The organism is Novipirellula methanifontis (genome assembly GCF_052161655.1).
Lineage (GTDB): Bacteria > Planctomycetota > Planctomycetia > Pirellulales > Pirellulaceae > Novipirellula.
Genome location: NZ_CP197418.1, coordinates 3,652,970 through 3,677,584, shown reverse-complemented (window position 1 = coordinate 3,677,584; position 24,615 = coordinate 3,652,970). Strand labels below are relative to the sequence as shown.

General features: G+C 54.8%; 14 protein-coding genes and 1 pseudogene. 8 read left to right on the top strand and 7 right to left on the bottom strand.

Features of this window, described 5'->3' with window-relative positions:
• Nucleotides 1-183 precede the first annotated feature (183 nt).
• The 3 genes from SH528x_RS12870 to SH528x_RS12860 form a co-directional block, all read right to left on the bottom strand.
• Nucleotides 184-927: a sulfite exporter TauE/SafE family protein gene (locus SH528x_RS12870; protein WP_442510924.1), complete on the bottom strand. Its 744-nt coding sequence runs from the start codon at nt 925-927 to the stop codon at nt 184-186.
• Nucleotides 928-1,181: 254 nt separating this feature from the next.
• On the bottom strand, nt 1,182-2,489 hold the full coding sequence (hemL, locus tag SH528x_RS12865) for a glutamate-1-semialdehyde 2,1-aminomutase (RefSeq protein WP_442510923.1): 1,308 nt from the start codon (nt 2,487-2,489) through the stop codon (nt 1,182-1,184).
• 626 nt (nt 2,490-3,115) lie between these two features.
• Nucleotides 3,116-4,324 (bottom strand): LptF/LptG family permease, encoded by a 1,209-nt coding sequence (locus SH528x_RS12860; RefSeq protein WP_442510922.1) that lies wholly within the window; start codon nt 4,322-4,324, stop codon nt 3,116-3,118.
• Nucleotides 4,325-4,635: 311 nt separating this feature from the next.
• Between SH528x_RS12860 and purM the strand changes: the two genes are divergently transcribed.
• Both purM and SH528x_RS12850 read left to right on the top strand, forming a co-directional pair.
• Nucleotides 4,636-5,700, top strand: coding sequence for a phosphoribosylformylglycinamidine cyclo-ligase (gene purM / locus SH528x_RS12855; RefSeq protein ID WP_442510921.1), 1,065 nt, complete (start codon nt 4,636-4,638; stop codon nt 5,698-5,700).
• A 365-nt stretch (nt 5,701-6,065) separates the two neighbouring features.
• On the top strand, nt 6,066-8,180 hold the full coding sequence (locus SH528x_RS12850) for a carboxy terminal-processing peptidase (RefSeq protein WP_442510920.1): 2,115 nt from the start codon (nt 6,066-6,068) through the stop codon (nt 8,178-8,180).
• A gap of 82 nt (nt 8,181-8,262) precedes the next feature.
• Here the strand turns inward: SH528x_RS12850 and SH528x_RS12845 are convergent, their stop codons facing one another.
• The 4 genes from SH528x_RS12845 to SH528x_RS12830 all read right to left on the bottom strand — a co-directional run bounded on the left by SH528x_RS12845 (nt 8,263) and on the right by SH528x_RS12830 (nt 14,030).
• Nucleotides 8,263-9,171 (bottom strand): dihydrodipicolinate synthase family protein, encoded by a 909-nt coding sequence (locus SH528x_RS12845; RefSeq protein ID WP_442510919.1) that lies wholly within the window; start codon nt 9,169-9,171, stop codon nt 8,263-8,265.
• Between the two features lie 140 nt (nt 9,172-9,311).
• On the bottom strand, nt 9,312-10,583 hold the full coding sequence (gene lysA, locus SH528x_RS12840) for a diaminopimelate decarboxylase (protein WP_442510918.1): 1,272 nt from the start codon (nt 10,581-10,583) through the stop codon (nt 9,312-9,314).
• Between the two features lie 751 nt (nt 10,584-11,334).
• Nucleotides 11,335-11,949: a hypothetical protein gene (locus tag SH528x_RS12835; RefSeq protein WP_442510917.1), complete on the bottom strand. Its 615-nt coding sequence runs from the start codon at nt 11,947-11,949 to the stop codon at nt 11,335-11,337.
• Nucleotides 11,950-12,815: 866 nt separating this feature from the next.
• A complete protein-coding gene (locus SH528x_RS12830; RefSeq protein ID WP_442510916.1) occupies nt 12,816-14,030 on the bottom strand; it encodes a cysteine desulfurase family protein in 1,215 nt (404 codons plus the stop codon).
• Nucleotides 14,031-14,509: 479 nt separating this feature from the next.
• On the opposite strand from SH528x_RS12830, the gene SH528x_RS12825 reads away from it, so the two are divergent.
• From SH528x_RS12825 to SH528x_RS12800, 6 genes and pseudogenes are all read left to right on the top strand, one after another.
• Complete coding sequence (locus SH528x_RS12825; protein ID WP_442510915.1) at nt 14,510-15,697, top strand: DUF1559 family PulG-like putative transporter; 1,188 nt, start codon at nt 14,510-14,512, stop codon at nt 15,695-15,697.
• A 641-nt stretch (nt 15,698-16,338) separates the two neighbouring features.
• Nucleotides 16,339-17,319 (top strand): annotated as a pseudogene (locus SH528x_RS12820) (ISAzo13 family transposase); the annotation flags it as partial.
• A 252-nt stretch (nt 17,320-17,571) separates the two neighbouring features.
• The gene (locus SH528x_RS12815; RefSeq protein WP_442510913.1) at nt 17,572-19,083 is read left to right on the top strand and encodes a PP2C family protein-serine/threonine phosphatase; all 1,512 of its coding nucleotides are present in this window, start codon (nt 17,572-17,574) and stop codon (nt 19,081-19,083) included.
• Nucleotides 19,084-19,522: 439 nt separating this feature from the next.
• Nucleotides 19,523-20,596, top strand: coding sequence for a KpsF/GutQ family sugar-phosphate isomerase (locus SH528x_RS12810; RefSeq protein ID WP_442510912.1), 1,074 nt, complete (start codon nt 19,523-19,525; stop codon nt 20,594-20,596).
• Between the two features lie 6 nt (nt 20,597-20,602).
• Entirely contained in the window at nt 20,603-21,133 is a 531-nt protein-coding gene (locus SH528x_RS12805; protein WP_442510911.1) for a KdsC family phosphatase, read from the top strand.
• Nucleotides 21,134-21,382: 249 nt separating this feature from the next.
• Entirely contained in the window at nt 21,383-24,478 is a 3,096-nt protein-coding gene (locus SH528x_RS12800; RefSeq protein WP_442510910.1) for a hypothetical protein, read from the top strand.
• The last annotated feature ends 137 nt before the right edge of the window (nt 24,479-24,615 follow it).

The following is a 24,615-nucleotide window of genomic DNA, read 5'->3' as shown; positions in this document are numbered from 1 at the left end:
CTGGGGCTAGTTCGATTGTCCAATCTTGTGAGCCGAACTCGCTAGCGTCGGGCCGACACTCGGTAAAACGTTAGCTAAATCAGGCCCGCGGCTAGCGCCGTCGGCTCACAAGAACCAACAGGACCTAAGGTTTCTCGCACTAGTGTCCAAACGGCCAACTACATGACAGCTGCCTGCTTAACATCAAAAGAACGTCAACTTCACTCCGGTGGCCACCATCACGATGACGAGGAACACGAAGACGAATCGGTTTCCCTTGCGGATCGCCAACTTCGCGCCCATCACTCCGCCAAAGACATTGCCGACGGCCATCACCAGACCCGGTGCCCACTGAACCAAGCCGTAAATGACAAACACGATCGTCGCTGTCAACGTAACGATAAAGGCAATCCAGTTTTTGATCGCGCTGGATGACACCAAGTCGCCTGTGTTCAGCAAGCTCATCGCCAGCATCAACAAGATGCCCAGTCCCGCTTGGATGAACCCGACATAGATTCCGATCGCGAAGAAGATTGGCAACATCTTCCAACCGACTTTTTCCGGCTGGGCGTTGATCTGCGTCAATCGCTTGGGGTTCATGCACAATAGCACCGCCATCGCCAAAAACATCACTCCAAACAGCATTTTGAACGTATCGGTGGGCAGATAGATCGCCATCAACGCACCGACCGGCACTCCCATCAACGTGGGAACGGCCAAGCGGAAGGCAAGACGCTGGTTAAATTGCCCGTGGCGTCGGAACGTGGCGACGGCCGCTGCACTGGAGAACAGAATCGCGACACGATTGGTTCCGTTGGCCAATTTTGGATCCAAGCCAAACAACATCAACGCGGGCAGCGTCAAAAACGAACCGCCACCGGCAATGGTGTTAATGATCCCTGCCAAAAAGCCGGCGACCATCAATAGCAGATACCAGATCCATTCCATCGGTTGTCATTCATGATGTTGTTGGTTAGCGATGTAGGCCGAATCAAGTCGCGGTAGCGATGCAGATCCGGCAGGATGTGAAAGTGATGGTCAATTCGTTTCCGCCGCCGTGCCGGAACTTCGCTCCGCTACGGTCCGGCCTACAATTGTCGCACGGCTTTCCAAGCCGTTAGCGTGCATCACGCGTGAGGGTCAATTCGTTTCCGCCGCCGTGCCGGATCTCCGCTTCGCTGCGTGCCGGCCTACGACCGAACTTAAAACGACGCCAAAACTTTTTTTGCTGCGTCGATCGTTTGATCGATCATCGCTTCGGTGTGCACGCGACTGAAGAACAGCGACTCAAATTGGCTGCACGGCAAATAAATGCCTTCGTCAATCATGCCCCAAAAATATCGAGCGTAAGACTCGCGATCGCAACGGTCGGCATCGGTCCAGTTCATCACGGGATCGGGGTTGAAGAACAACGTCACCATGCTGCCAACATGTTGCACTTGATGAGGAATTCCGGCTTCGGTCGCAGCCGAGGCGAGTCCTTCAGCAAGCCGGTCGCCCATTTTGTCTAATGACTCGTACGGCGATTCTTGCTTCAAGATCCGCAACGTCGTGCTGCCGGCGGCTACCGCGACGGGATTTCCGCTCAGCGTGCCTGCTTGAAAAACTTTGCCCGCGGGCAAAACATTGTCCATGATATCCGCGCGGCCTCCATAGGCAGCCAACGGCATACCGCCGCCGACGATCTTGCCCAGCGTGGTCATGTCCGGTGTGATCCCGAATCGCTCTTGTGCCCCGCCGTAAGCGAGCCGAAATCCGGTCATGACTTCGTCAAAGATCAAGATCGTGCCCGCTTTTTCGGTGACCGATCTCAGTGAATTTAGAAAATCGGATGTGGGGATCACTAATCCCATGTTGCCCACCACAGGCTCGAGAATCACCGCGGCAATTTTCGATCCGTGTTCGCTGAACGTTTGAGTCAATGCAGCGACATCGTTGTAGGGCAACACGATCGTGTCGCCGCCGGCCCCGGCGGTGACGCCCGGCGAATCGGGAACGCCCAGCGTCGCTGCGGCGCTGCCGGCAGCCACCAACAAGCTGTCGACGTGACCGTGATAGTTGCCTGCAAACTTGATCACTTTGTCACGGCCTGTCGCTCCGCGAGCCACGCGAATTGCACTCATCGTCGCTTCGGTTCCGCTGTTGACCAAACGCACCCGTTCGATCGACGGAACGGCCTCGATGATCTGTTCGGCCAGCTCGGATTCCGCCTCGGTCGGTGCTCCGAAACTGCTTCCACGGCCCACCGCGCGGACCACGGCGTCGACCACTTCAGGGCACGCATGCCCCAGAATCATTGGCCCCCACGATCCGATGTAATCGAGAAACCGGCGTCCATCGATGTCAAAGATGTACGCCCCTTCGGCGTGATCGATGAACAACGGCGAACCGCCAACGGCACCAAACGCACGAGCGGGGCTGTTCACCCCACCGGGGATCAACGCACGAGCACGATCGAAGGCAGCAAGACTTTTGGGACCAATCGAATGATCAATCGTTTTTGATGTCACAGGAAGCTGAGGGGTAGATGGGGGAATGAAAACGACCCCCGAAGGGAATCTGTCCCCGTAGATTACATCAAAAACGCAAATGGCTTTAGCCGGGACGTTGAAAAAGTGCTGGGACCGCAAAAAGTAGATGTCGGCGGATATTAGGGGGGAGCTTTTCTTCCGGCCTAAACTTGCAGTTACCTCTCCACCGACGAAGAGGTCGTGCGGCTTTTTATTTCGTTGTGAATCGAGTCCTTTGACGTGCTTCACCTCCCCGAAACTTGTTTTGGGGAGGTCAGAACGAGCAGAGCAAGTTCTGGGTGGGGCATCGAAGTGTTAGAGATGACAACTTGCAAGCTCAACGTCACCAGCCCGAGAGCGGAAAAATCGCTGAAGGCTCCTTTTCCAACCCGCCCAACTTCGTTGGGAGGGTGAAGCAAGTGGTTGCTACCACTCAACTTAAAAGCCGCACGACCTCCGAAGTTGGTGGAGAGGTGGCAGAAAACCAGCGCAAACAAAAATCACAACAAGCCCAAAGGCTTAGCATTCCAACGCTAGCCGCGGGCCCATCAATATTGTAGGAAACATGCCCGCGGCTAGCGCCGTCGGCTCAGATCATTCAGTGGAATGACTCACATCGATCTGCATTAATAGCGACGCACGCGGGCGATCAAGGCGGTGCCGATGGCAACCAAGACAATGTTGCCAATCCAGACCCCGTAGGGAGGTATCGACGCGTCCTTGGCCTGTTCGAGCCCAAAGATGAACAGAGGATAATAAACCAGCAGGATTGGCAAGAAACAGATGCCAAAGGTCGTCCAGTAATCGCTGGTCCGTGCGATCATCGCGAGCGGTGCACCGACGAAAACGAAGAAGAAACAGGTAAATCCTTCGGCCCAACGACGCCATGGCTCCACATGCAACCGTGTCAACCGATTGCGACTGTGCTCAACCAACGATTCGATATGCACTCCCATTCCGCCAGCGATCTCTTCGGGCCGCGATCGCAAGATGGAAAATCCAACATGGGCCGCCAACTGCCCCGCCGCCGCGTGAGTCCGGGCATCTTGTTGCAAACGCTCGCTGCGGATTACCGACAATGACAACCAGCTCGGCGTCTGGTTTTCGGGTCCCTTGTCGACCATCGCCGCTGCCAACGGAATTTTAAATTCGGTCTCGCCTGGAATTTTGCCTTGAATCCCGTCACCTGATTCAATTTGACTATCGGTGACGTGCAGAATCAGATTGTAGGTTTCGCTGTCAAGTTGAAGTCGACCTTCGCGAGCGGACAACTTCGTTGGCCCTTCACCACTGTGATTGTGCACTGTCACGGTGGGGTGAATCAGCGTTTGGCCTTCGACATCGCGAACATGAATCGAAAAACCGTGGTCCGATGTATAGGAATGCTGGGCGCGCAGCACACGGTAGGCAATGTCCTCGACCGACATCAGCACGACTCGGTTAATCCCCGGTCGCCCCCATGAAACCGCGAGGTCCGAGACCCCCACAGCAACAGGACTGAGAAATGCGGCAAAGATGAACGCGGGCTGCAAAAGTTTTAGTGGAGATATTCCTGACGCTTTAACCGTCGAGACTTCGCCATCCGCCGCCATTCGGCCATAGACGCAGCAAACGGAAAACAACGCCGTCGCTGGAAACGCAAACTGCAGCGAAATCGGCAGGATGTAGGGCAACAACTGAACGATCGCGACCACACCGAGGCCACGGCGCAGCAACTCTCGTCCAACACCGACCATCAAGATCATCAATGTCAATGCGATCAGCGACACCACAAAGATCTTCAAGATCTCGATCAGAATGTATCGCGTCAGTCGGCTGGGAATGAGTGCTATCAAGCTTACCGGCAATAAAATTGCGTTGGATGACTATCGATCGGCCATCTTGACTTGGACTATACGTCTATCGAACAAAGACGATTGCAGTGTCGTTTAACAAATTCTGTAACTGCGGCGGTAGACGGGATTTTTGACAAAGCGGCAGATGGAGCGATGCCAAACCCAGACGGGGTAGACTCATTTGCTGGCATCCCGATCGCCCACCGCTACCAAGTTTGGCCTGGGGGCGTCATGATGTGGGAAAGTCTGAACCGATTCCGGCTCAACTCTCGAATATCCAGTCCGCCCAACCGCTTATTATCCAAATACAGATGGCTGCAACCTACAAAGACGCTGGCGTGGACCTTGATGTCTATGCCGAATCGATGCGGCGATTGCCCCGCTTGATGCATCGCACGTTTAGCCCTCGAGTGATCCCGAGTGACGGAGGCTTTGCAGGTCTATTTCGACTCGATTTTGCCGGCAAACTATTTGCCCGTAACTACAAAGAACCGATTTTGGTCAGCGGCACTGACGGGGTCGGCACCAAATTGAAGATCGCTCAGCAAACCGGCCGGCACAGTACCGTCGGCATCGATTTGGTCGCAATGTGTGTGAACGACCTCCTCTGCACGGGGGGGGAACCCCTCTTTTTCCTCGATTACGTGGCGATGGGACGCGACGATCCGGCGCGTTTGGAGCAGATTGTCCAAGGAATCAGCGATGGATGCGTCGAAGGCGACCTGTCGCTATTGGGCGGCGAAACGGCAATCATGCCCGATATGTACGCGACTGAAGATTACGATCTGGCGGGTTTTGCGGTCGGAGTCGTCGATCGCAAGAAACTGATCGACGGAAAACAGATCGCTGAAGGGGACGTGGTGCTCGGATTAGCATCCACAGGACTGCACAGCAACGGATTTAGCTTGGTTCGCAAAGTCATCGCCGACGCAGGACTCGACTGGGACGCCACACCTGCGGAATTTGGCGGGCAAACACTTGGCGACGTCTGTCTAAATCCCACCCGTATCTACACGCAACCGATTCGCAGCATCCAGACGCATTACCGGGTGAAGCAGGTCTTGCATGGTTTGGCACACATCACGGGCGGCGGAATTCAGGAAAACCTCGATCGAATTTTGCCCAAAAACGTCGATGCCGAGATCGATCCGAGCACTTGGCAGCCGCATCCGATTTTCCAATGGCTGCAGAAAACGGGAAGCATCGAAACGGCCGAGATGCGGCGGATTTTCAATATGGGCATCGGAATGATCGCAGTGGTCAGCGAGTTTTATGCGGCCAGCATCCAGGCTCAGATGGAAGAGTTCGGGATCTCGTGCCAGACGATTGGGCGTATTGTTAGCGGCAGCGGGCAGGTCCAATACAAGGACGCGTGAGCGACGAGAGCGGCATTCCGCAAGAATTCTGACGCAGAAGCGCCCTCAATCTTTGCGCAAACGGGTAAAATAGGCGAGGAAACCGCCGTTGCCCCAAATCTCGCTCTCTCCTAGGATCACATAGCGACCCTAGCCAGACGTCTAAGGTGAAAACGGCGGTTCCCTACCCGCCGCGCGGCCCTACCGCTGCGCAGCACCGCTAACGACGCTTTCGCAAGTCGAACACGCCAAGAAAACTTCCTCAGGAAACCACTATGGATTGCCGTTTTTCTACCGCCAACCGTACTCCGAGCGAACCTATTGCTCGCTGCGATAATCAATCGGATGCCCCCTATTCAATAGGCTCGAAACTTTCGCCCCTCGTGATGAAGTGGTCGAAATCGTTCTTGGCGATTCTCTTCGTCGCCCTCATAGCGGAAGTGTCCCATGCACAATCCGACCAAGCCGCAATCGACAAGCCGGCGGTGGAACAGGTCATCGGAAATGCGGCACGACCTAACCTGGGCCCCTTAAAACTGGCAACGCCGGGCACCAAAGACAGCTTGGTCGCACGATTGATTGCGACTTTAATGCCGCGAAATCACGTCTCGAGCCAAAAGCTGAACGACACGATCAGCGAACGATCGCTGAACTTGTTCCTTAAGTCGCTCGACCCAATGAAGCTGTACTTCTTACAGGGCGACATTGACCAATTCCAACGAAATGCAACGCGAATCGACGACATGGTTCAAGCAGGCGACTTGTCGTTTGCATACGAAGTCTTCGGTCGCTTTGTGCAACGAGTCGACGAACGCGTTACGGTTGCCCTGCAATTACTCGACGGTGAATTTGATTTCCAAGTCGACGAACAGATCATCACGGACCCCGAAGCAACGGTCTACGCCAAAAACGCAGATGAAGCGACGGACCGATGGCGACGCCAGATCAAGTACGCCCTGCTGGATTTGAAGGACGAAGGCAAAGAAGGCGCCGAAGCACGCGATCTGCTTCGCCGACGTTATCTACGCTACGACCGTCGTTGGCGCGATACCGACAGCGATGCGTTGTTGGAAATGTACTTGACTGCGGTCACTACCGCTTACGACCCGCACTCCACCTACATGTCGCCTGATTCGCTCGACGAATTCGACATGATCATGCGTCTGAGCCTCGATGGCATCGGTGCTCAGTTGCGTGAAAAAGATGGCAACACTGTCGTATCACGTGTTATTCCCGGCGGTGCTGCTGCAAAACACGGCAAGCTGAAGACCGACGACGTGATCGTATCGGTGGGCCAAGGTGAAGAAGGCGCGATGGTCGATATTGTCGAAATGCCTCTGAACGATGTGGTCGGCTTGATCCGCGGAAAAGCAGGATCGATCGTGCGATTGGGAGTTAGACCCGGCGGTGCAGGTGAAGTCGAAATCCATCGCATCGTGCGTGCACGGATCGAACTGGACGAGTCAGCGGCTCGCGGCAAGGTCATCGAACATCAATTGCCTGACGCCCCCGGAAAAACGGAAAAGATTGGCTACATCAATCTGCCCAGTTTTTACATGGACATGGAAGGTGCTAAAAACAACAAACGCGATTTCCGCAGCAGCACCCGCGACGTGTTGCGAATCATCGAAGAATTCAAGGGCCAAGGCATCGATGGAATCGTGCTGGATCTGAGCACGAACGGTGGCGGAAGCTTGACCGAAGCCATTAACTTGACTGGATTGTTCATCGACCGCGGTCCCGTGGTCCAAGTCAAGAATGCCGATGGTTCGGTACAACAATACGACGACGACGATCGAGGCACTGCTTGGGATGGCCCACTCGTGGTCATGACGAGCAAGTTCAGTGCGAGTGCAAGCGAAATTTTCGCGGGTGCGATCAAGGACTACCGTCGAGGTATCGTTGTCGGCGACCCCACCAGTCACGGCAAAGGAACCGTCCAAACTCTTATGGATCTTGGACAACAACTGTTCCGAAACAACCGTGAAAACTACGGTGCATTGAAGGTCACGCTTCAACAGTTCTATCTGCCCGATGGCGAAAGCACTCAGTTGGCCGGTGTCGCAGCCGACATCGTTTTGCCCAGCATCACGGCAAAGATGGACGTTTCCGAAAGCGATCTGAAGTTTGCACTTCCCAATGATCGGGTCAAACCTGCAAAGCATGAAAACTACAACATGGTGCCTGCAGAATTGATCGCCCAACTGCGAAGCGATTCGATGGGCCGGATCAGCAAAGAGAAAGAGTTTACGGAGTTGCTAAAGCGAATCGAGTTGTACGTGCGTCAGAAAGAGCAAGCATCAATCTCGTTGAACGAAGAGAAGTTCATGGCTCGCCGCAAAGAACTCGATGCTCAGAAGGAAGAAGAAGAGAAAGAACTCGAGGCCGAAGTGGGTGCTCAAGAGGTCTATCGTGACTACTTCTACAATCGCGAAGTGCTGAACATCGCCCATCAATACATCGATGGACTGAAGAAGCAAAACCTAGCCGTCGCTCGCTAATCCGACTGCGACGCGTAAGAACAAAAAAGGCGGAGTGCTGAATAAGCACTCCGCCTTTTTTCATGGGATAAGCCGTAAAGGACTAGCCTGCCATCATCCCTTTCGCCACTTTACCGATTTTGGCGATCTGCTCGGCACTCAGATCACTTAACATCGGCAGCAGCGGGCCGGAATCACAAATTCCTGCACCGGTGACAGCGTGATGCAGAACGCGAATCGGGTTGATGTCGTTGCGTAAATCTTCGAGCGGTTCAAACCATTTGCGAATCGATTCAGCAGTGTCAAAATCGCCGTTGTGAATCGCGTGCATCATTTCCATCGATTTCGCAGGAGCGACGCAAACACAACCGCTTGTGAATCCGGTCACCCCAAAGTCGCGGAGATGGACGATCGCAGGCTGCTCGCCAATGCCGCTGACGATTCGTTCGGCTGGAAAAACGTCCATCACCTCTTTCAAATAGTCATCTTGCGAAGGATCGTCGCGAACGACCGCGTACTTGATCCACGAAATGGCACCGTCGTTTTCGAGCTTGCGAACCAAGTCCGCATCAAGCCAACGATCAAACTTCAAATACAGCACCAAAGGTTTGCCGTACGCTTCAGCGAGCCGTCGTGTCGCCGTTGCGATTCCGTTCTGGTCGACGATATCACGTGCCGGCAACAGCATTGCGGTGGGAAACTCAAAATCGCGGAGCACTTCGATCTGATCCATCGCAAACCCGTATGCTGGGCCGATCGAAGGAATCACAACCGTATCATCGGCCGTCTCGTCGGCCAACATCTTCAATAGCGATTCATATTCTGCGAGTCGAACGTGATAGAAAACCGCGTTGCCGCCGTACAACAACGATCGAACTCCGCCCGACTCGATATGCTTGATCAGCTTGGCGTTTTCAGCGCGATCGATTTTTAAGGACGCGTCGCGTGCCAACGGAGGAACGGCAATGACGCTTTCACGAAGTTGGGCTGGGGAAAAGGGAGCGGTATTCATGGCGAGGCTCAAACAGAGAGTGGACTTGGAGGGTGGGAAGCAGGGACGCTGATCGTATCGCGTTCAGAACATGGCTACATAAAACGTGGCTACGTATCGCGAGCCACGACATTAATTTTAGGAGAGCGTGGGTCCGTTATTTATCCCGGAATCACTTCGCCGCGAATAAGATCATCGAATGTCTCACGGCGCCGAATCAATTTTGCGGTGCCGTCCTCGATCATCACTTCCGCTGCACGCGTCTTGCTGTTGTAGTTGCTCGCCATAACAAAACCATAGGCGCCCGCATTTTCGAGAACGACATAGTCGCCGACCATCGGCATCGGCAACTTGCGACTTTCGACGTAGCCCCCTTCGCGCTGAGTGAAAATGTCACCCGATTCGCAAAGCGGACCACCAATGATCACGTCCAACTGCTCACGCGAAGAAACGTCACCGCGAGCACCACAAACCGAAATCGGATGATAGGCACCGTACATCACTGGGCGAGCCAAGTCATTGAACCCGGCGTCGACCAAGACGAAGACGTTGTTTCCCGCTTTTTTCACACTGCGAACTTCGGCAATCAGCGAGCCACTTTCGGCACTCAAATAGCGACCGGGCTCGATTTCTAGATCCAAGCGATGACCAAACGCCTCGCTGAGCCGGTTTCGCGTCGCATCCCAAAGCTTGAAGTACTTGTCCAAATCGACATACGTCTCGTCGCTCTTGTAGGGGACGGGCAGCCCACCACCTGCACTAATGGTCTTGAGCGTCCTGCCGACGGAGATCGCAGTCCGTTCCATCGCTTCGCAGACTTCACTCAAATGTTCGAGATCGGTACCCGAACCGATGTGCATGTGAAGTCCCGTGATGGTGATCCGGCTCTGATCGGCACGGCGCAAACACTCGTCGATCTGCTCGTGCCAGATCCCGTGCTTGCTCTGCTCGCCACCGGTATTTGTCTTCTGGCTGTGACCGTGCCCAAATCCAGGATTGATTCGCAGCGTGACCTCCGCCCCTGGCCGACGTTCGCCCAGCTGGCTGATCATGTCCGGCGAACCACAATTGACGCTCAGCGAATGCTCAACGACTAGCTCGAGTGCCTCGCGATCAAAAATGTCAGCGGTATAGACGATATCGTGCTTCGCAGGATCGGTGGAAAAGCCAGCAGCGATCGCACGACGGATTTCTCCGGCACTGACCGCATCGACAACGACGCCCTTGCGACGCATCCGATCGAGAATCGCCAAATTACTACAAGCTTTTTGAGCATAGCGGATTCGGTCGAATGCGGCCAAATCCGAGATACGCTCCTGGACTACTGAGATATCGTAAACGTACAGGGGCGTCCCGAAGGATTTCACAAGATCAGCAATCGACTGACCCGCAATCTCGGTGCGAGCCGTGGAGAAAGTGGGCACTGTAAGCATTTCGGATGAGCAACACGCTGAGGGAGGGACGAATGGATCAATATCACGACCCCAGCAGTGTACCCGCAAATCGAAAATCGCCCAGCCAAGGTAAGCCAACCTGATGGGCAATTTTGAGCACAAACGCCTCGCCAACTTGGGTGACATTAATGCCATCACAATCAAGCCACGCGACTACAGAGCGGGACCCGCTCAAGGTTAATCGAAGCCCAGCAATCGTAGAGCTTAACGTAGCCTAGGCTTCCAGCCTGGGTTGGATGTGGTCCCCAGGCTGGAAGCCTAGGCTACGTATTCTTGAGAGAGTTGCCGAGGTGCTTACAACGTCCTTCGGGGCGTTACCCAACACGCGACTTCACACCAATGCGACAGCGAATCGGCACCACCCCCCAGATGAGAACTCCCCGAGCAAACTACGATACCAACATCGACTCGTCGCCCCGGCAAGTACGGGCCCTCAATCGACGAAGAAGCCAGGGTGCAAATATTGAAAATCGGCCGCCGATGTCGTTACAAAACAGCATCGAAGCCTTTGCTTGGCCGCAGCGTCATCACCGCACCAGGGGCTCTATGGTTGCGACAACCATGGAGTTCGCAAATTCACCGAGACAGGATTCGCCATAAAAAAACCCGCGCCCAGCTAAACTGTTTCGCTGGGCAAATCCCGACCTTGTCTCGAGGCATCGAAATGCCTCATGCGATGGTTAAACAGTGCCTAAAAAGGCCCCCAAGCCCTGGTTCCGCAATGGAACGATCAGTTCCCTTGTGATTCCTGCGAATCTGCCGATGGAACCGCGGAGACTTCGGTGCTCTTGATCGCTTCCTCAACTTGCTTGCGAGGCCCTTGAGGACCAGGACGACGGCCACGGCGACGGCCTTGCTGGAGTGGAATGAAACGGCCCGCGACAGGCTGCAGCAGCTTGCTGATACACAACTTGTTAATACTCAAGTTCATCTCCGCACTCTCGACCTTCAATGCATCATGCAAGCTCATCGGTAGCCGGATGGTGATCATCCGCTCAGGCTCCGCGGAGTCTCCCTTGGAAGGATCCTGGCTACGCATTGCTGCGACCATTTCTTGCAGCTCTGCGAACTCAGCACTGGACTCAAACTCTCGCATGCTTTCGGAGTCACTGAACAACTTTCGCACGATCCCGTCGACCCCGAGCATCTCACGATAGAACACAACCCAACTACCGGTTTTGGCGAAAGCCTCTTGAGCCAGCCGCAAAACCTCTTTCCCCTTTTGCTCCTGAGGAACATTCACATTAAGCGGGGCAATATCCAAACGGGGGGCAATCGCATCAGTCTGTTCTGGCAAAGGGTCGCTAGCATATCGAAGTTGAGCGTTGGTTTCAGTTTGAGACATTATCAGGATCTTCCTTTCCTAGGCTGTGTCGTGGTCGACACGTCGTGTGGGTGTTTGTGCGGCTATACTCACCACCAGTCAAACGCCCCTTCCGAACCTATGCTTTCAAAACAACTTAGGCCCATTGCTAGCCCCGTGCTTAAATCGCAAGCACACCTGCCGCAGCCAAGGCATCGCCAGCATGCACAAAAACTACGCACACCCCACATGTGCATCCGCCAAGTGTCCACTTCAGAGGGCAAGTGAGGCAAGCAAAATTCCCGTCGCAAAAAAACCGTGTTTTGCAGCTTTTGAGAGTTATTTAAGTTTTTGTTTGTTTTACAAGCATTTCAGTTAACCCTCCGGTCGGCATTGAGAGGCCGGGAGAGCCGCTGCCACCCCAGGTACGCGCATATCCCGCCAAACAAAAAACACCACAAGAGGGGGCTCGAGCACGAATCGCTATCCCCACGAACGTCGAGCCGAGGGTCAATAGCAGGATCCTGCGAGTCTGTGACCATTTAGGCCATTACTGACAAAGGTCGACATTCGATTCACGCCGACGAACTTTGGCCGGCCCAGCATCAACTGGCGGTTGCTAGATCCAGCTTGCGGCCAGGACAATCGCCTGGCGGAGAACGGGTTTACCCGAGGACAACCAGGATGCCTCGAAGATGGACGAACTCCAAAAGAGGGGGTCAATAAGATGACGTCAACGAGGGCCCTAAACCTAGGTCATCAAGAAGACGCAGATAGAATGGAGAGGACGGCAGTGGACCACGACCTGAACGCAACCTGCCAATACGCGATCCCCTCACTGCCCTGCCCCCGAGCCAGTCAACCTCCCTGTTCAGATGGCACGCGGGTGGCACAAATGACCGGCGACCTTACCGCGTCATCACACTATCGCAGGCTTCCGCGATCAGACTGACAGCCCGGTCAATCTGATCTCTTGACGTAGTCCACCCGAGGGAGACACGCATCGTGCGGCGAATCTGAGTTTCTGTCCTCCCGATCGCCTTCAGAGACCTCGTTATCTCGTCGGGGGGTTCGGAGGACTGGGCGGTGGCAAAGACCAATTGGCGAGCAGCCTTTTGGATTAACACCGCATCACAAGGCATCTCGATCGCCATCGTATTTGCGATCCGAGGCGACTCACTGGCGAGCAAAACGGGGTCCCGGCCAAGGGAAGAACAGAGGCCATTGAGAAACCGCTCGCTCAGCTCGGCAAAGTTATCCGAAACCTCGCTTTCACAGCGACTCGCCAGGTGAGACGCTGCCCCCAAACCAATACAACCGGGAACGTTTTCAGCCCCTGGACGCAGCCCCATTTCTCGCGGCTCACCATGGCTGATTGGCGAGAGGTGCAATCCACGACGGACGTAGATCGCCCCACTTCCCTTGGGCCCATAGAACTTGTGTCCACTTATCGAAATGGTGTCAGCGCGAAGCTGAGACACCTCAACCGGCAATTTACCGAATGCCTGGGTCGCATCGCAGTGAACCAACACCCCCCGATTGTGACATATATCTGCCACTTCGCGGACTCTTTGCAGTGTTCCCAAGACTGGATTTGCGAGCTGCAAACAGACCAATCGAGTGTCCGGACGCAACATCGACTCGACCGTTGCCGGGTCGACAATTCCATTTTCCTGGCACGGAACCATACCGACATTGACCCCGTCCGCCTGCAGCGAAAATGCGGCAGCGAGAACCGAGTCATGCTCAAGCTCACTGACCAAAACGTGGCCACGCCCGGCCGAATTTTTGTCACCCGATTTAAGTTCAGGACTGAGTGAGGACCGACGTTTGCCAAGCGAGGCGACTCCGCCTGGAACCCTTGGGACACTGGACGCGATAAACTGCCCTCGGACTGCCAGATTATTAGACTCCGTTCCTCCGCCCGTGAACACGATCTCAAACGGATCGCACCCGACCATCCCCGCGACAGATTCGCGTGCTTGCTCGAGTGACTCACCTACCGCCTGGGCGTGCGAGTGCTCTTGCCCAGGCAACATGAAGTGAGTAGCCCAAAATGGCTGCATGGCTTCAAGCACCGAAGGAGCGAGCGGCGTCGTCCGATTGAAATCCAAATAGATCACGAGTCAGGCATAAAACAAGAGAAGAGAAAGGCTTACGGAAGATGCGTTGGCCGACGCCTTAGGGACGTCAACATGCTGCCAGCTGGACGCTGCCGCCGGGCTGGATCTTGAGAATTCAGCCGAAGTGACCAGCTACGCTAGCAAGAAATCTGTAGAAATCTGCTCCACCCCTTCTGTGGGGTGGTCAAAATGATACACAGCACGCTTCCCGCTGTCGCACCGTCCCAGAGTAGTCCGAAGAAGCAGGAAAACCAGGGCACAGGGAAGCACGAGGCAGCCATCTCTGCAACCCAACCGTGACCGCCCGACTGGAGAAGAATGCCGCAAGCTCGCCGGTGAGTGGGAAAAATAATTGCCGCTAGATGAGTAGGCGGGTTTGCATCGAAGCAGTGAACAGGCGATAATCGATAGCGTGAAGCCTTATATCTCACACTAACATACAGCACACCCACTCTCGGCCTTGTCTTACGGAGCGCGAAATGAAGCGTCAGCGAATCGGATTTACATTAGTAGAGCTACTGGTGGTCATTACGATCATCGGCATCTTGATGGGACTTCTTCTTCCCGCAGTCAACGCGGCACGAGAGGCTGCACGCCGAAATCAATGCAGCACCCAATTGAAGAACTTGGCACTTGCTGCGATCCAGCACGAAAACGCCAAGGGTGAATTGCCTGGGTATATCAATGATTTTGGTACATTTGCAACGGGACCAGACCCTTCGGCTGAGGTAGCAGCTGCAACCAACCCGCCAACCCACCGAAAGATCGGAACTTGGACAGTTGCATTATTGCCATGGCTTGACGCTCAACCGACGTACGAGCAATGGAGCGAAGACCGCTACCCGGTGATTACAGAAACCAGCGCGTGGCATCCAAAAGCAGCTCCAAATTTGGCGATTCTGCAATGCCCCAGCAATCCAAACAGTGACGCTCCTTTGGGAAGCAATAGCTACATCTCCAACAACGGAACTCCCATCAAAGCTTCCAGCTCGACGACGGGAGGAACAGGAAGCAGCCCACCAGACATTTCATTTGTGACGTCTCAAGATCGCTCTAACGGAGCTTTCAACGCTAAATATCTCGGCACGACTGCCTCAGCTACGGTTACCACCGGCCCTGCTGTTCGCCTCGATGACTTTAAAGACGGTCAGGGCAACACGATCCTGTTTACCGAGAACGTCCAGGCCCAACCTTGGAACGAAGCGGGAGTCGCCACCGCAGCAGCCCTTGTTCCAGCATCGGGTGCCTCTGAAATTGCCTACCCCGTCAACTCACGTTATTACCAAGGCATGGTATGGCACTACGAAGACGACAATCCGGCGCCCGGCAGTGGTTGGAATGCACTCGGAACTGGTACTGCAGTTGCACCAACTGCCGTTAACTCGCGCCACAAGATTAATGGTGGGGGCGCCACAACGGGAACCGACATTTTCACCGAGCAGATGAACAAGACAAGCACGGCGGCGTCCGATGCCAACAGCCCTGTTCACCTAGCACGCCCCTCGTCAGCGCACGTAGATGGTGTCAACGCGGGAATGGCGGATGGCGGAACTCGCTTCATTGGCGAAAACATCGATTACCGTGTTTACCAAGCACTGATGACCCCACGCGGCAAGAGCAGCAGTGTGCCTTGGCCCGAGTTCGTGCTTAGCGATGACGATTATTAATCGAAACCGATAATCGACTTGCGGGTGTTAATCGCACCGCAACAAATCCAAAGCCCAGGTGACAAACGTTTGTCACCTGGGCTTTTTTCGTTTTCATGTAGGCAGAATCAAGTCGCGATAGCGACGCGGATCCGGCAGGATGCCAATGCAATGGCGAGTTCGCTGCCGCTGCCATGCCGGAACTCCGCTCCGCTACGGTCCGGCCTACGGGATCGGTAGGGCTTAGTAATAGGGGCCGACGAAAACACGTCGTTGATCGCGGGGGACGTGAAATGTATTACTGACGGATGTCTATGCTAGCAAAGTCGCGGCGGGACAGGAATGGAAATTGCGGCCCATGTCTGGAGTGTTCAATCTATTTCACTTCAACATCCACGGAGGATGGACATGATTCAAAATGATTCATTACTGGCTCCTGAAAAGGAGGAACAAATCAAGGCGGTTTTCAACTCCCTTTCCGAGAAAAACAAACGGCGTTACGCTGCCTCCCTGTCGTTGACCCTGCCACATGGCGGGTGTGAGTATCTCAGTCAACTTCTAGGTTGTTCGCATTCCACTATCACTCGTGGGCGAGCTGAACTTGAGCGTCTTAGCAATGCAGACGACCCCGCAGAAGGTAGAGTCCGGAAGAAGGGGGCCGGACGACCAAAAAAGAAGAGGCTCATCCGGAGGTTCTCGATGAGTTAGATGAGATTCTCGATGAGCGAACCGCAGGAAGCCCAACGGACTGTACCGTTCACTGGACTTGTCTTTCCATCAGCGAAATCACGAAACGATTGTGCGAGGCTTGCACTTCCATCTCTCGTCCTGTGGTGGCTCGTCTGTGTCGCGAGAGGAACCTCCGAAAGCGACAACAAGTCAAATCGGTGACCAAAGCTCCCAGCCGTAACCGTGATGAGCAGTTCGGCATTATTGATCAGATGCGAAAGCGGTTTCGCCGTACAAAAGACGCGGTTCTGAGTATCGACAGCAAACAGAAAGAACTGCTGGGTAACGTCCATCGACCGGGTGAAGTTCTTGCCGATGGTCCGATTGATGTGCTCGATCACGCGCTGCCTTCTTACGCCCAAGCGGAGGTGATCACCCACGGGATCTACGCTCCACAACAGAATATTGCCCACATGAATCTAAACACCAGCCATGACACTGGAGCCTTTTCTTGCCATAGTCTGGGATGGTTTTGGAAACACATCGGCCGCCAACTGTTCTCCACGGCTGATCGAATCCTTGTGCTGCTGGACTGTGGTGGGAGCAACAGCAATAAATCAAGTACTTTTAAGTGGCACTTGGGACGTTTGTCAGCTGAGTTCGGGTTACCAATTCAGGTGGCGCACTACCCGGTTTTTTGTTCCAAATACAACCCTATCGAACGTCGCGTTTTTCCGTGGGTCGAGCGGGCCTATAGCGGTCAGCTCTTTACAGCACTTCGGGAGATGGTCATGGCAATTGAATCCCGGGCCACAACCTCAACAGGGCTCGTGACAACCGGCCACATCATCCAAAAGTCATTTACGCCAGCATCACGGAAACAGATCCAACGCACCAAGGACCCTCCTGTAGAATACCTCACGGATCTGCCGGAATATAACTACCGGCTTACACCAGAAATGCATCAACAATAGATTTCACGTCCCGTGCGATCAACGACTCGATTGACTTTGCGTATTTTGCCGATGATTCGTGTTGCGCCGCCGACTTGGTAATTTCCGCAATGCTTATCGATCATTCGGCTTAGTAAATCCATGCGGTCATGCCGATCACGTTTATGGCAGCGATGGATAACGTTGCCCCGCCCTTTGCGTAAATCTCACTCTGGCATGGATCGCCACCCACCGTTTTCAAGCGATCCCATCCTCTCCAGAGCATTGATGAGCGTGACTAAGACAATCCCCAACTACTTGCGTATCCACAAAGCCCCCGCTTTGATCGCAGCCCCCGATCTTGATCCTTCCGGCGATCCCGTTTCGCATTTCTGGCATGTGTTTGGCGACACGACCGGTTGGCGCGTCGATACCTCGCGGCGGCGATCCGGTGACGAGATTGAACTGCTGCCCAGCGTCAACGCGGAAGCGATTTCCGACCCAAGCGATGCATCGCCGACGGTGGCCAAGACCAGTGCGATCCGACTTGCCGAATCAGCGGCAATGTTAGCCAACCAACTCAATCGCTCTCGCGAATCTCTTCGTCGTCAAGAAATGGAATTGGCAGCACGTGCCGCGATCATTCCTGGCGCCGACATCCAATCCAAACTTGCCGACAACATTGAAGCGATTCTCGCGGACGCTTGTGAGGCAACCAATTGTACCGCCGCAGCAATGTACTTGCTCGACGAGGACACTCAAATCCTAACGACGCGGGCAACGAGTGGGTTGCCCTCAAGTCGACTTGAAGATCCTCCTCGTGAATTACGCGGCAGCCGTGGCGATCTTGAAGCAATGGTGCGAGGGGTTGTTACCGTTGACAACTTTGTCGCCGGCGGAATCGATACGTGGAACTGCCCCGAAGCCTTCACGGCAGGAATCTGTGCATCGATCCACGACGAAGACGTACCGATCGGAACGCTTTGGATCTTCAGCGATGATGTTCGTACGTTCGGCAAAGCCGAGGCCGCTATCGGACGTCTGGCCGCATCGCATCTTGCCGTCGAACTTTCGCGTGCAGCAATGGATCGTCGTCAAAATCCGCAGCACGACAATGAAGATTCCATTCGCGACATTAGCGAGTGGCAACACTTGAGCTTGCCAATCGGCAACGACTTGGCCCCAGGTTGGCGTGCCGACGGCATGATTGAATCGCCAAGATCTTGGGCCACCGGATTCCACAGCTGGGACGTGTTGCCCGATGGAACCTTGATGATGGCAATAGCCGAGTCGGTCGACCGCACTGTTCGCGGCGCGGTTCAAACTGCGGTCGCTCGTGCGGCGATCACCGCCCACGGCAGCTACCGACACAATGCCGCGCAAATGATGCAGCGAATCAATGACACACTTTGGCAAACCAATGCGGGTGACCAGTTGATGTCGATGCTGTATATGCACATCGACCCCGAAACAGGTGAAGGAACATTCGCTTCGTGCGGTGATATCCTTGCCATGGTCAGCAGCCGGTACGGTTACCGTCCGCTTGTGGATGGCCGCAGCGAACCCCTGGGAACCCACATCACTGCGCGTCCGACATCCAATTCGTTCGCGTTGTTGCCAGGCGAAACATTGCTAGCCTACACGCAAGGCTTGCTTCTCGATGGGGGCACGCAACCCGTCCTGGGAGATCGATTGCGAGGATGCATCCAAACCGGAGACAAGAATCCGTTGGCCGCGATCCGCCGCGACTTGATTAGCAAACCGCTCGAACACGAACGGGCTGCGATCACGCTGGTGCGATCGTAACACGGCATTAAGCAATGCGGCAGAATAGATTGGCGGGTGGCGAAAACTCGCAGTGAGTTTCGCCACTCGAACGTCTAACTCCGAAAGACTCTGCGACTGTTGCTACGGACCCAAGATCACCGAAGTTCCACGATTCTTTGGGGCAGTCATTTCAGAGCCGGAAAAATGAACGCTGTGAAGTATTTTCTGGTAGCTACCTTCGCCAGAAGGTGGTGATTCGTATTGGATGGCAACCATCCACGCTCTGGCGAGCGTAGCTACGAAACGCAAATGCCGTAATCTGCCGCCTCTAAATGCTTCACAGCATTGCCGGAAAAATGCTCAAAAAACTCTTTGCCGATCTCCTATTGGCTTGCTCCCTTGATTCCCGCTAGGATCGGCTGCCTATCTCGCCCCTGTTCTGATTGAACGGCCTCGAAGTACCAAGGAAGGTCTCGACGTGTCCGCAGCTGAAAAACTTCCCATCGCCTCAGCGTTAAACGAAGATCACGTTTCGCCCCCGGAGACGCTGATCGAACGCTTACGCGTTTTGCGGGAAATCGTGTCGATCGAGGGACATGCGATCCTTTCCGCCGCCAACACGCTTGGCGTCGATGCCGTCCGCGCCGCTGAAATGACAGCGGAATGCGAAGGATGTGTCGTGGTCACCGGCGTCGGAAAAGCCGGACTCGTCGGCAAAAAACTCGTTGCCACGCTTGCTAGCACCGGCACACCGGCTCATTTCCTGCACCCTGCCGAAGCGGTCCATGGCGATCTTGGACGGGTACGAAGCAACGATATCGTGTGGGCGATCTCGAACTCAGGACGCAGCGAAGAAGTGGTCCGCATTGCTCCCCACCTTCGCGAACACTCCGCTGGATTGATAGCAATCACAGCTTCGAGCGATAATCCACTCGCTGCCGCAGCGACCTGTACCGTCGCCATCGGCAAACACAACGAAGCATGTCCTAATGGTTTGGCGCCCACATCCAGCACGGCGGTGATGATGGCAGTTGGCGACGGGATCGCCATGCTTGCGAGTCGACTTCGCTCGTTCACACCTCAGGATTTTGCCAAATTTCACCCTGGCGGTGCCTTGGGACGCAAATTGGCAAAGGTTGACCAGATCATGCGAAGTCTCGATGCATGCCGGATCGCCACGTGCGACATCACCGTACGCGAAGCGATGGTGCAAGCATCAAAAAATGGTCGCCGTACAGGCGCAGTAATGCTCGTCAACGAAGCCAAACAGCTGGTCGGCATTTTTACCGACAGCGACTTAGCCCGAATTCTCGAAACGCGAAACGACGTCGCTTTGGACGAAAGCATCGCGAATCGCATGACAGTGAAACCCACGACAGCGGCGAGTGGCATGTTGCTTCAAGACGCGATGGCGATCATGTCGCGTCGACGGATCAGCGAGCTTCCCGTTCTCGATGCCCAGAACCGCCCCATCGGATTGATCGACATCACCGATATCGCAGGCATGCTAGGCAGCCAGGACGAGCCCGCCATCTTGAGTTTCAAACAGTAACCCTTTATGCCCACCAAACTTTCTACCGACGCAACGATTGCCGAGCCAATTACGTGCATCATTTCGGATGTCGACGGAGTGATGACTGATGGACGCATCGTTTACGACGACCACGGTGTCGAAACCAAGCGATTCCACGTGCGCGACGGCCTAGGAATCAAGTTGTGGATGAAATCCGGGTTTTCATTTGCGATCTTGTCAGCACGACAAGGGAACGCGGTCAAAAAACGAGCCGCAGAACTCGGCATCGAACATGTCGCACAAGGTTTCGAAAAGAAATGGCCTGCGGCGCAGTCGCTTTTCGCTGCGATTGGGTGCAGACCAGATCAAGTTTGCTACATCGGCGACGACCTACCTGATATTGCCGTGATGAAACGAGTGGCGTTGGCAGTATCGCCAGCCGACGCCGCCAACGACGCTCGCGATGCCGCCCACTGGGTGATGCAGAAACAGGGGGGCGAGGGCGCTGTGCGAGAACTGGTCGAACGATTGTTACGCGCAAAAGGAATTTGGCAGGACCACTTAGAGTTGCATTAAGCAGATAGACAGAAGTCTTCGGGATTGTTAGCCGTTTTGGCGCTAGCCACGGTTCAAACGGTCAACCGGGGCTAGCGCCCAAACGGCTAATAAGACATCTACCTATCTGCTTACAAAGAGGAATTTGGCCGCATGTCGTCGCGAAAGTCGCCATGACAATCGGCAATCCATTCCACATAACCGAAACTCTTGGCGAGTTTCGCTACCCAGAAACGAAGCGGTAACGCCGTCGGCTCACAAAACACAACGATGCTGCGAAAATCATATCACTACATTTCCGCTCTACTCTTTTTGAGCGTGTTAGCATTTGTCTATCACGTGTTAGTGGTTGCATGGCTGCGTCCTCCCGAAGTCGAACGGGTCGCACTCGCACCAGCGCGAGAATTCAAAGTAGGTGACACGCTTGCAGACCTGTTCCCCGAGGGCGCATGGCAGCGAGAAAAATGCAAACGGCTGCAAACCGCCGATGGCATGCTGCTGTTCCAAAATTGGGAACAAAGCAGTCCTGATCAATGGAAACTGTGGCCGATGACCGTCGTGATCGGTCGCGGAATGAAGGGTAACAGCACTGAATCGCCGGTAGTGCTCGAAGCAAACGAAGGAGCCGAAATCAAGTTTACCGGTTCGCTCGATGTGATGAGTGGCGGTGCGCCTCCGATCCAACGAGGGCGAATGATCGGTGTCGTCCAGATTCGTCGCTTGAATCCGACCACCCCCAGCCAATCACTTTATATTCGCACCGCAAATGTCGGCATCGACAACCAAAAAATCTGGACGACCGAAGCAATCCAGATGAATCTCGGCAAGGCCAAGATGATCGGCCGCGACTTGACCATCCACTTGGCCACGAATACGTCCTCGCCAATGGCGTCGAGCGGAAAAACCGCCGTCTTGGACCGTATGGAGCTGATCTATCTCGAAGAGTTCCGGATGCCGCTTGAAAACGGCGGACTCTGGCCTGCGGCATCGACAATCGACCCAGCACAACCGGCCACCCCCGTGGATCCAACCTCGATGCTCTCAAGCACACCGATTGGAAACACGGCTCCGGACGATGCACCCGCAGAAATCCAACTTCAGTGTAGCGGTCGTCTTGAGTACGACTTTGCGATCGACCAGTTAATGCTTCGCGATTCCGTATCGCTGATTCACCAAATCGCGGGTGCGAAAACGGACCGTTTTGACTGTGATACGATCGAACTGACCTTTCGCGATCCCAGCAACAAATCGATTGTTCGCTCGAGTGCCCTCGATTGGCTGCATCGCATCAAGGCGACGGGTGCCCCGTTGGCTGCGAGACTGCCAAACTTGGACCTAGAAATCTACGCAGGTCAGATTGACATGCAAGCCAGTAAAGGGCTTGTCCGCGCCGACGGAATTCAGGGCATCGAGGTGCACCGTGCCGGAATTCACGCACGACTCGAAAGCATCGTCTATCAATTTGATCCAGCGTCGCCTGAAACACTTGGCGCGATCGATGCACGCGGTATTGGCATTGTTACCGTCGATGCTCCGAACCTGCCTGTCCGGCGGATGCAGTGGAGCGAAGGCTTCAAAATGCAACCGCTGGGTCCGATCACGAAAGATTCCATCGACAGCAAAGTCGGTTTCTGGATCGATGGCAACGTCAAAACCTCGCTCGTCGATGGTGGCGAGTTCCAAGCGAATTCCGTGGAAGGAATCTTAAAACCGAATCCCAATAAAACAGATAGCGACGATGGCAGACGCCTGCTTCCCGAGCAAATTGCGGCACTGGGTAACGTTCACTTGGACACCTCCTCAATCCAAGCCGACACCGATCAATTGCGATTATTCTTTGTTGAACCTGAGCCGACGGCGACCGGAATGATTGAAGGCAATCAAACCGAATCGACCAATTCGATTCGCCAATTGGTCACCCAACCCGAAGCTGGCACTACTGCGACGACTGTCCCCGTGGCACGATCGCGTCCGACGGTCCAAGGCAATGCGATTACCGCTAAACTTGTACTCAGCGACGGAGGCATCCACGCGCAGGACCTAAGCGTCGTGGGCTCAGTCAACCTCACCCACACCGTCCAATTGGGCGGACAACCGATGCTCGCGAAGTTAACGGGCGAGCAACTACGTTTGATCGACGGCGGTGGCGAAGACGTTCTGCAACTCGGCAGCGGCGTGGGGGCTCCGGCCCGATTTGAACTTGGCGATGGCTATTTCATTGGTCCTTTGATTCAAATCCGCCCCAGTGACAACATCATTTGGATCAACGAGGCAGGTGAATTCCGCATTCCGTCACAAGCATTGCCGAGCAGTTTGACCAGTGACATGGGCGGCGAAGACGTCCCGGCAAGCCGCACTGCCAACAACGAATCTGAATCCAAGCTAACATGGACCGAGCCTCCGCTGTGTCGATGGCAAGGCGAAATGGTTTTTGACGGCAAGACGGCAACGCTGACCGATGGCGTCGAAATCACCGCATCGCTTATCAATGGCCGCGAGCCTTGGGACGTGCATGTCGTGGGCGACCGAATGGAGATCATTTTGCATGACGGGGTGCAGGTCCGTGATCTGCAGACGATGAAGACGGCCACGGTTCAACGCATCGACTTATTGCAAAGTGATGCACGGCCGCTGATGATTTCGGCGGTGCAACGTGCCCCCGATGGGTTGACCGAATCGAAACATCGATTGCATGCTGAAAAGTTGACGTTGGTTCCTACCGGCGGCGGAAAACTTTACGGTTCTGGCCCAGGTTGGTATCGATGTTGGACGCGCGGCGATCAAGCCAATTTGAAGTCGGGCGGCGGGGCAAAGCCCAAAATCGACCGAAATCAATTGACCGGCATCCATTTGATATTTCACGACACGATGCAAGGAGACATGTTAAACAAGTCACTTGACTTCATGCGTGGGGTTCGCGTCGGTGTCCGTGACGTTGCAACCTGGGACGACACGTTTGATGCTCAGACGATGGACGCTTTGTCCGCTGGTCAATCGACACTCGATTGCGACCATCTTCGACTTGGCATCTCTCCTCAAGCGGCAACGATGCCGTCTATCGCAGGAATGCCCACCCCGTGGGAAACCGAAGCGGCAGGCGGCGTGATCTTTCGGACACGAAATGAGCGTGGCTTGTTTGAATGCAGTGCAACGCGAGCCGCATATTCCGCGGCGAAAGACTTGTTCACGATGCACGGCGCCCCCAATCGTCCAGCCTTGTTTCGGCAGCAACTTTCTGATGGACACCCCGGACCGGAAGGTGCGGTGAAATCAATGTCGTTGAAAGTGAAGGAGATGAAAGTGGAAAATCTACAGCCGGAACGATTCAGCATCCCGGCACCTCCCCGAATGGCCGTCCAAAAATAGGTTGGAAGTTCGTCGCTGATCGCTCCGCGATCATGGCGTTGGACCGCTTGGGACGTGCGATTTATAAGTTGAAGAACTGGACGCTGATGTGGATCGAGTCCAAACACGTCACCATTGGCTCCCCTCTCCCCACAAAT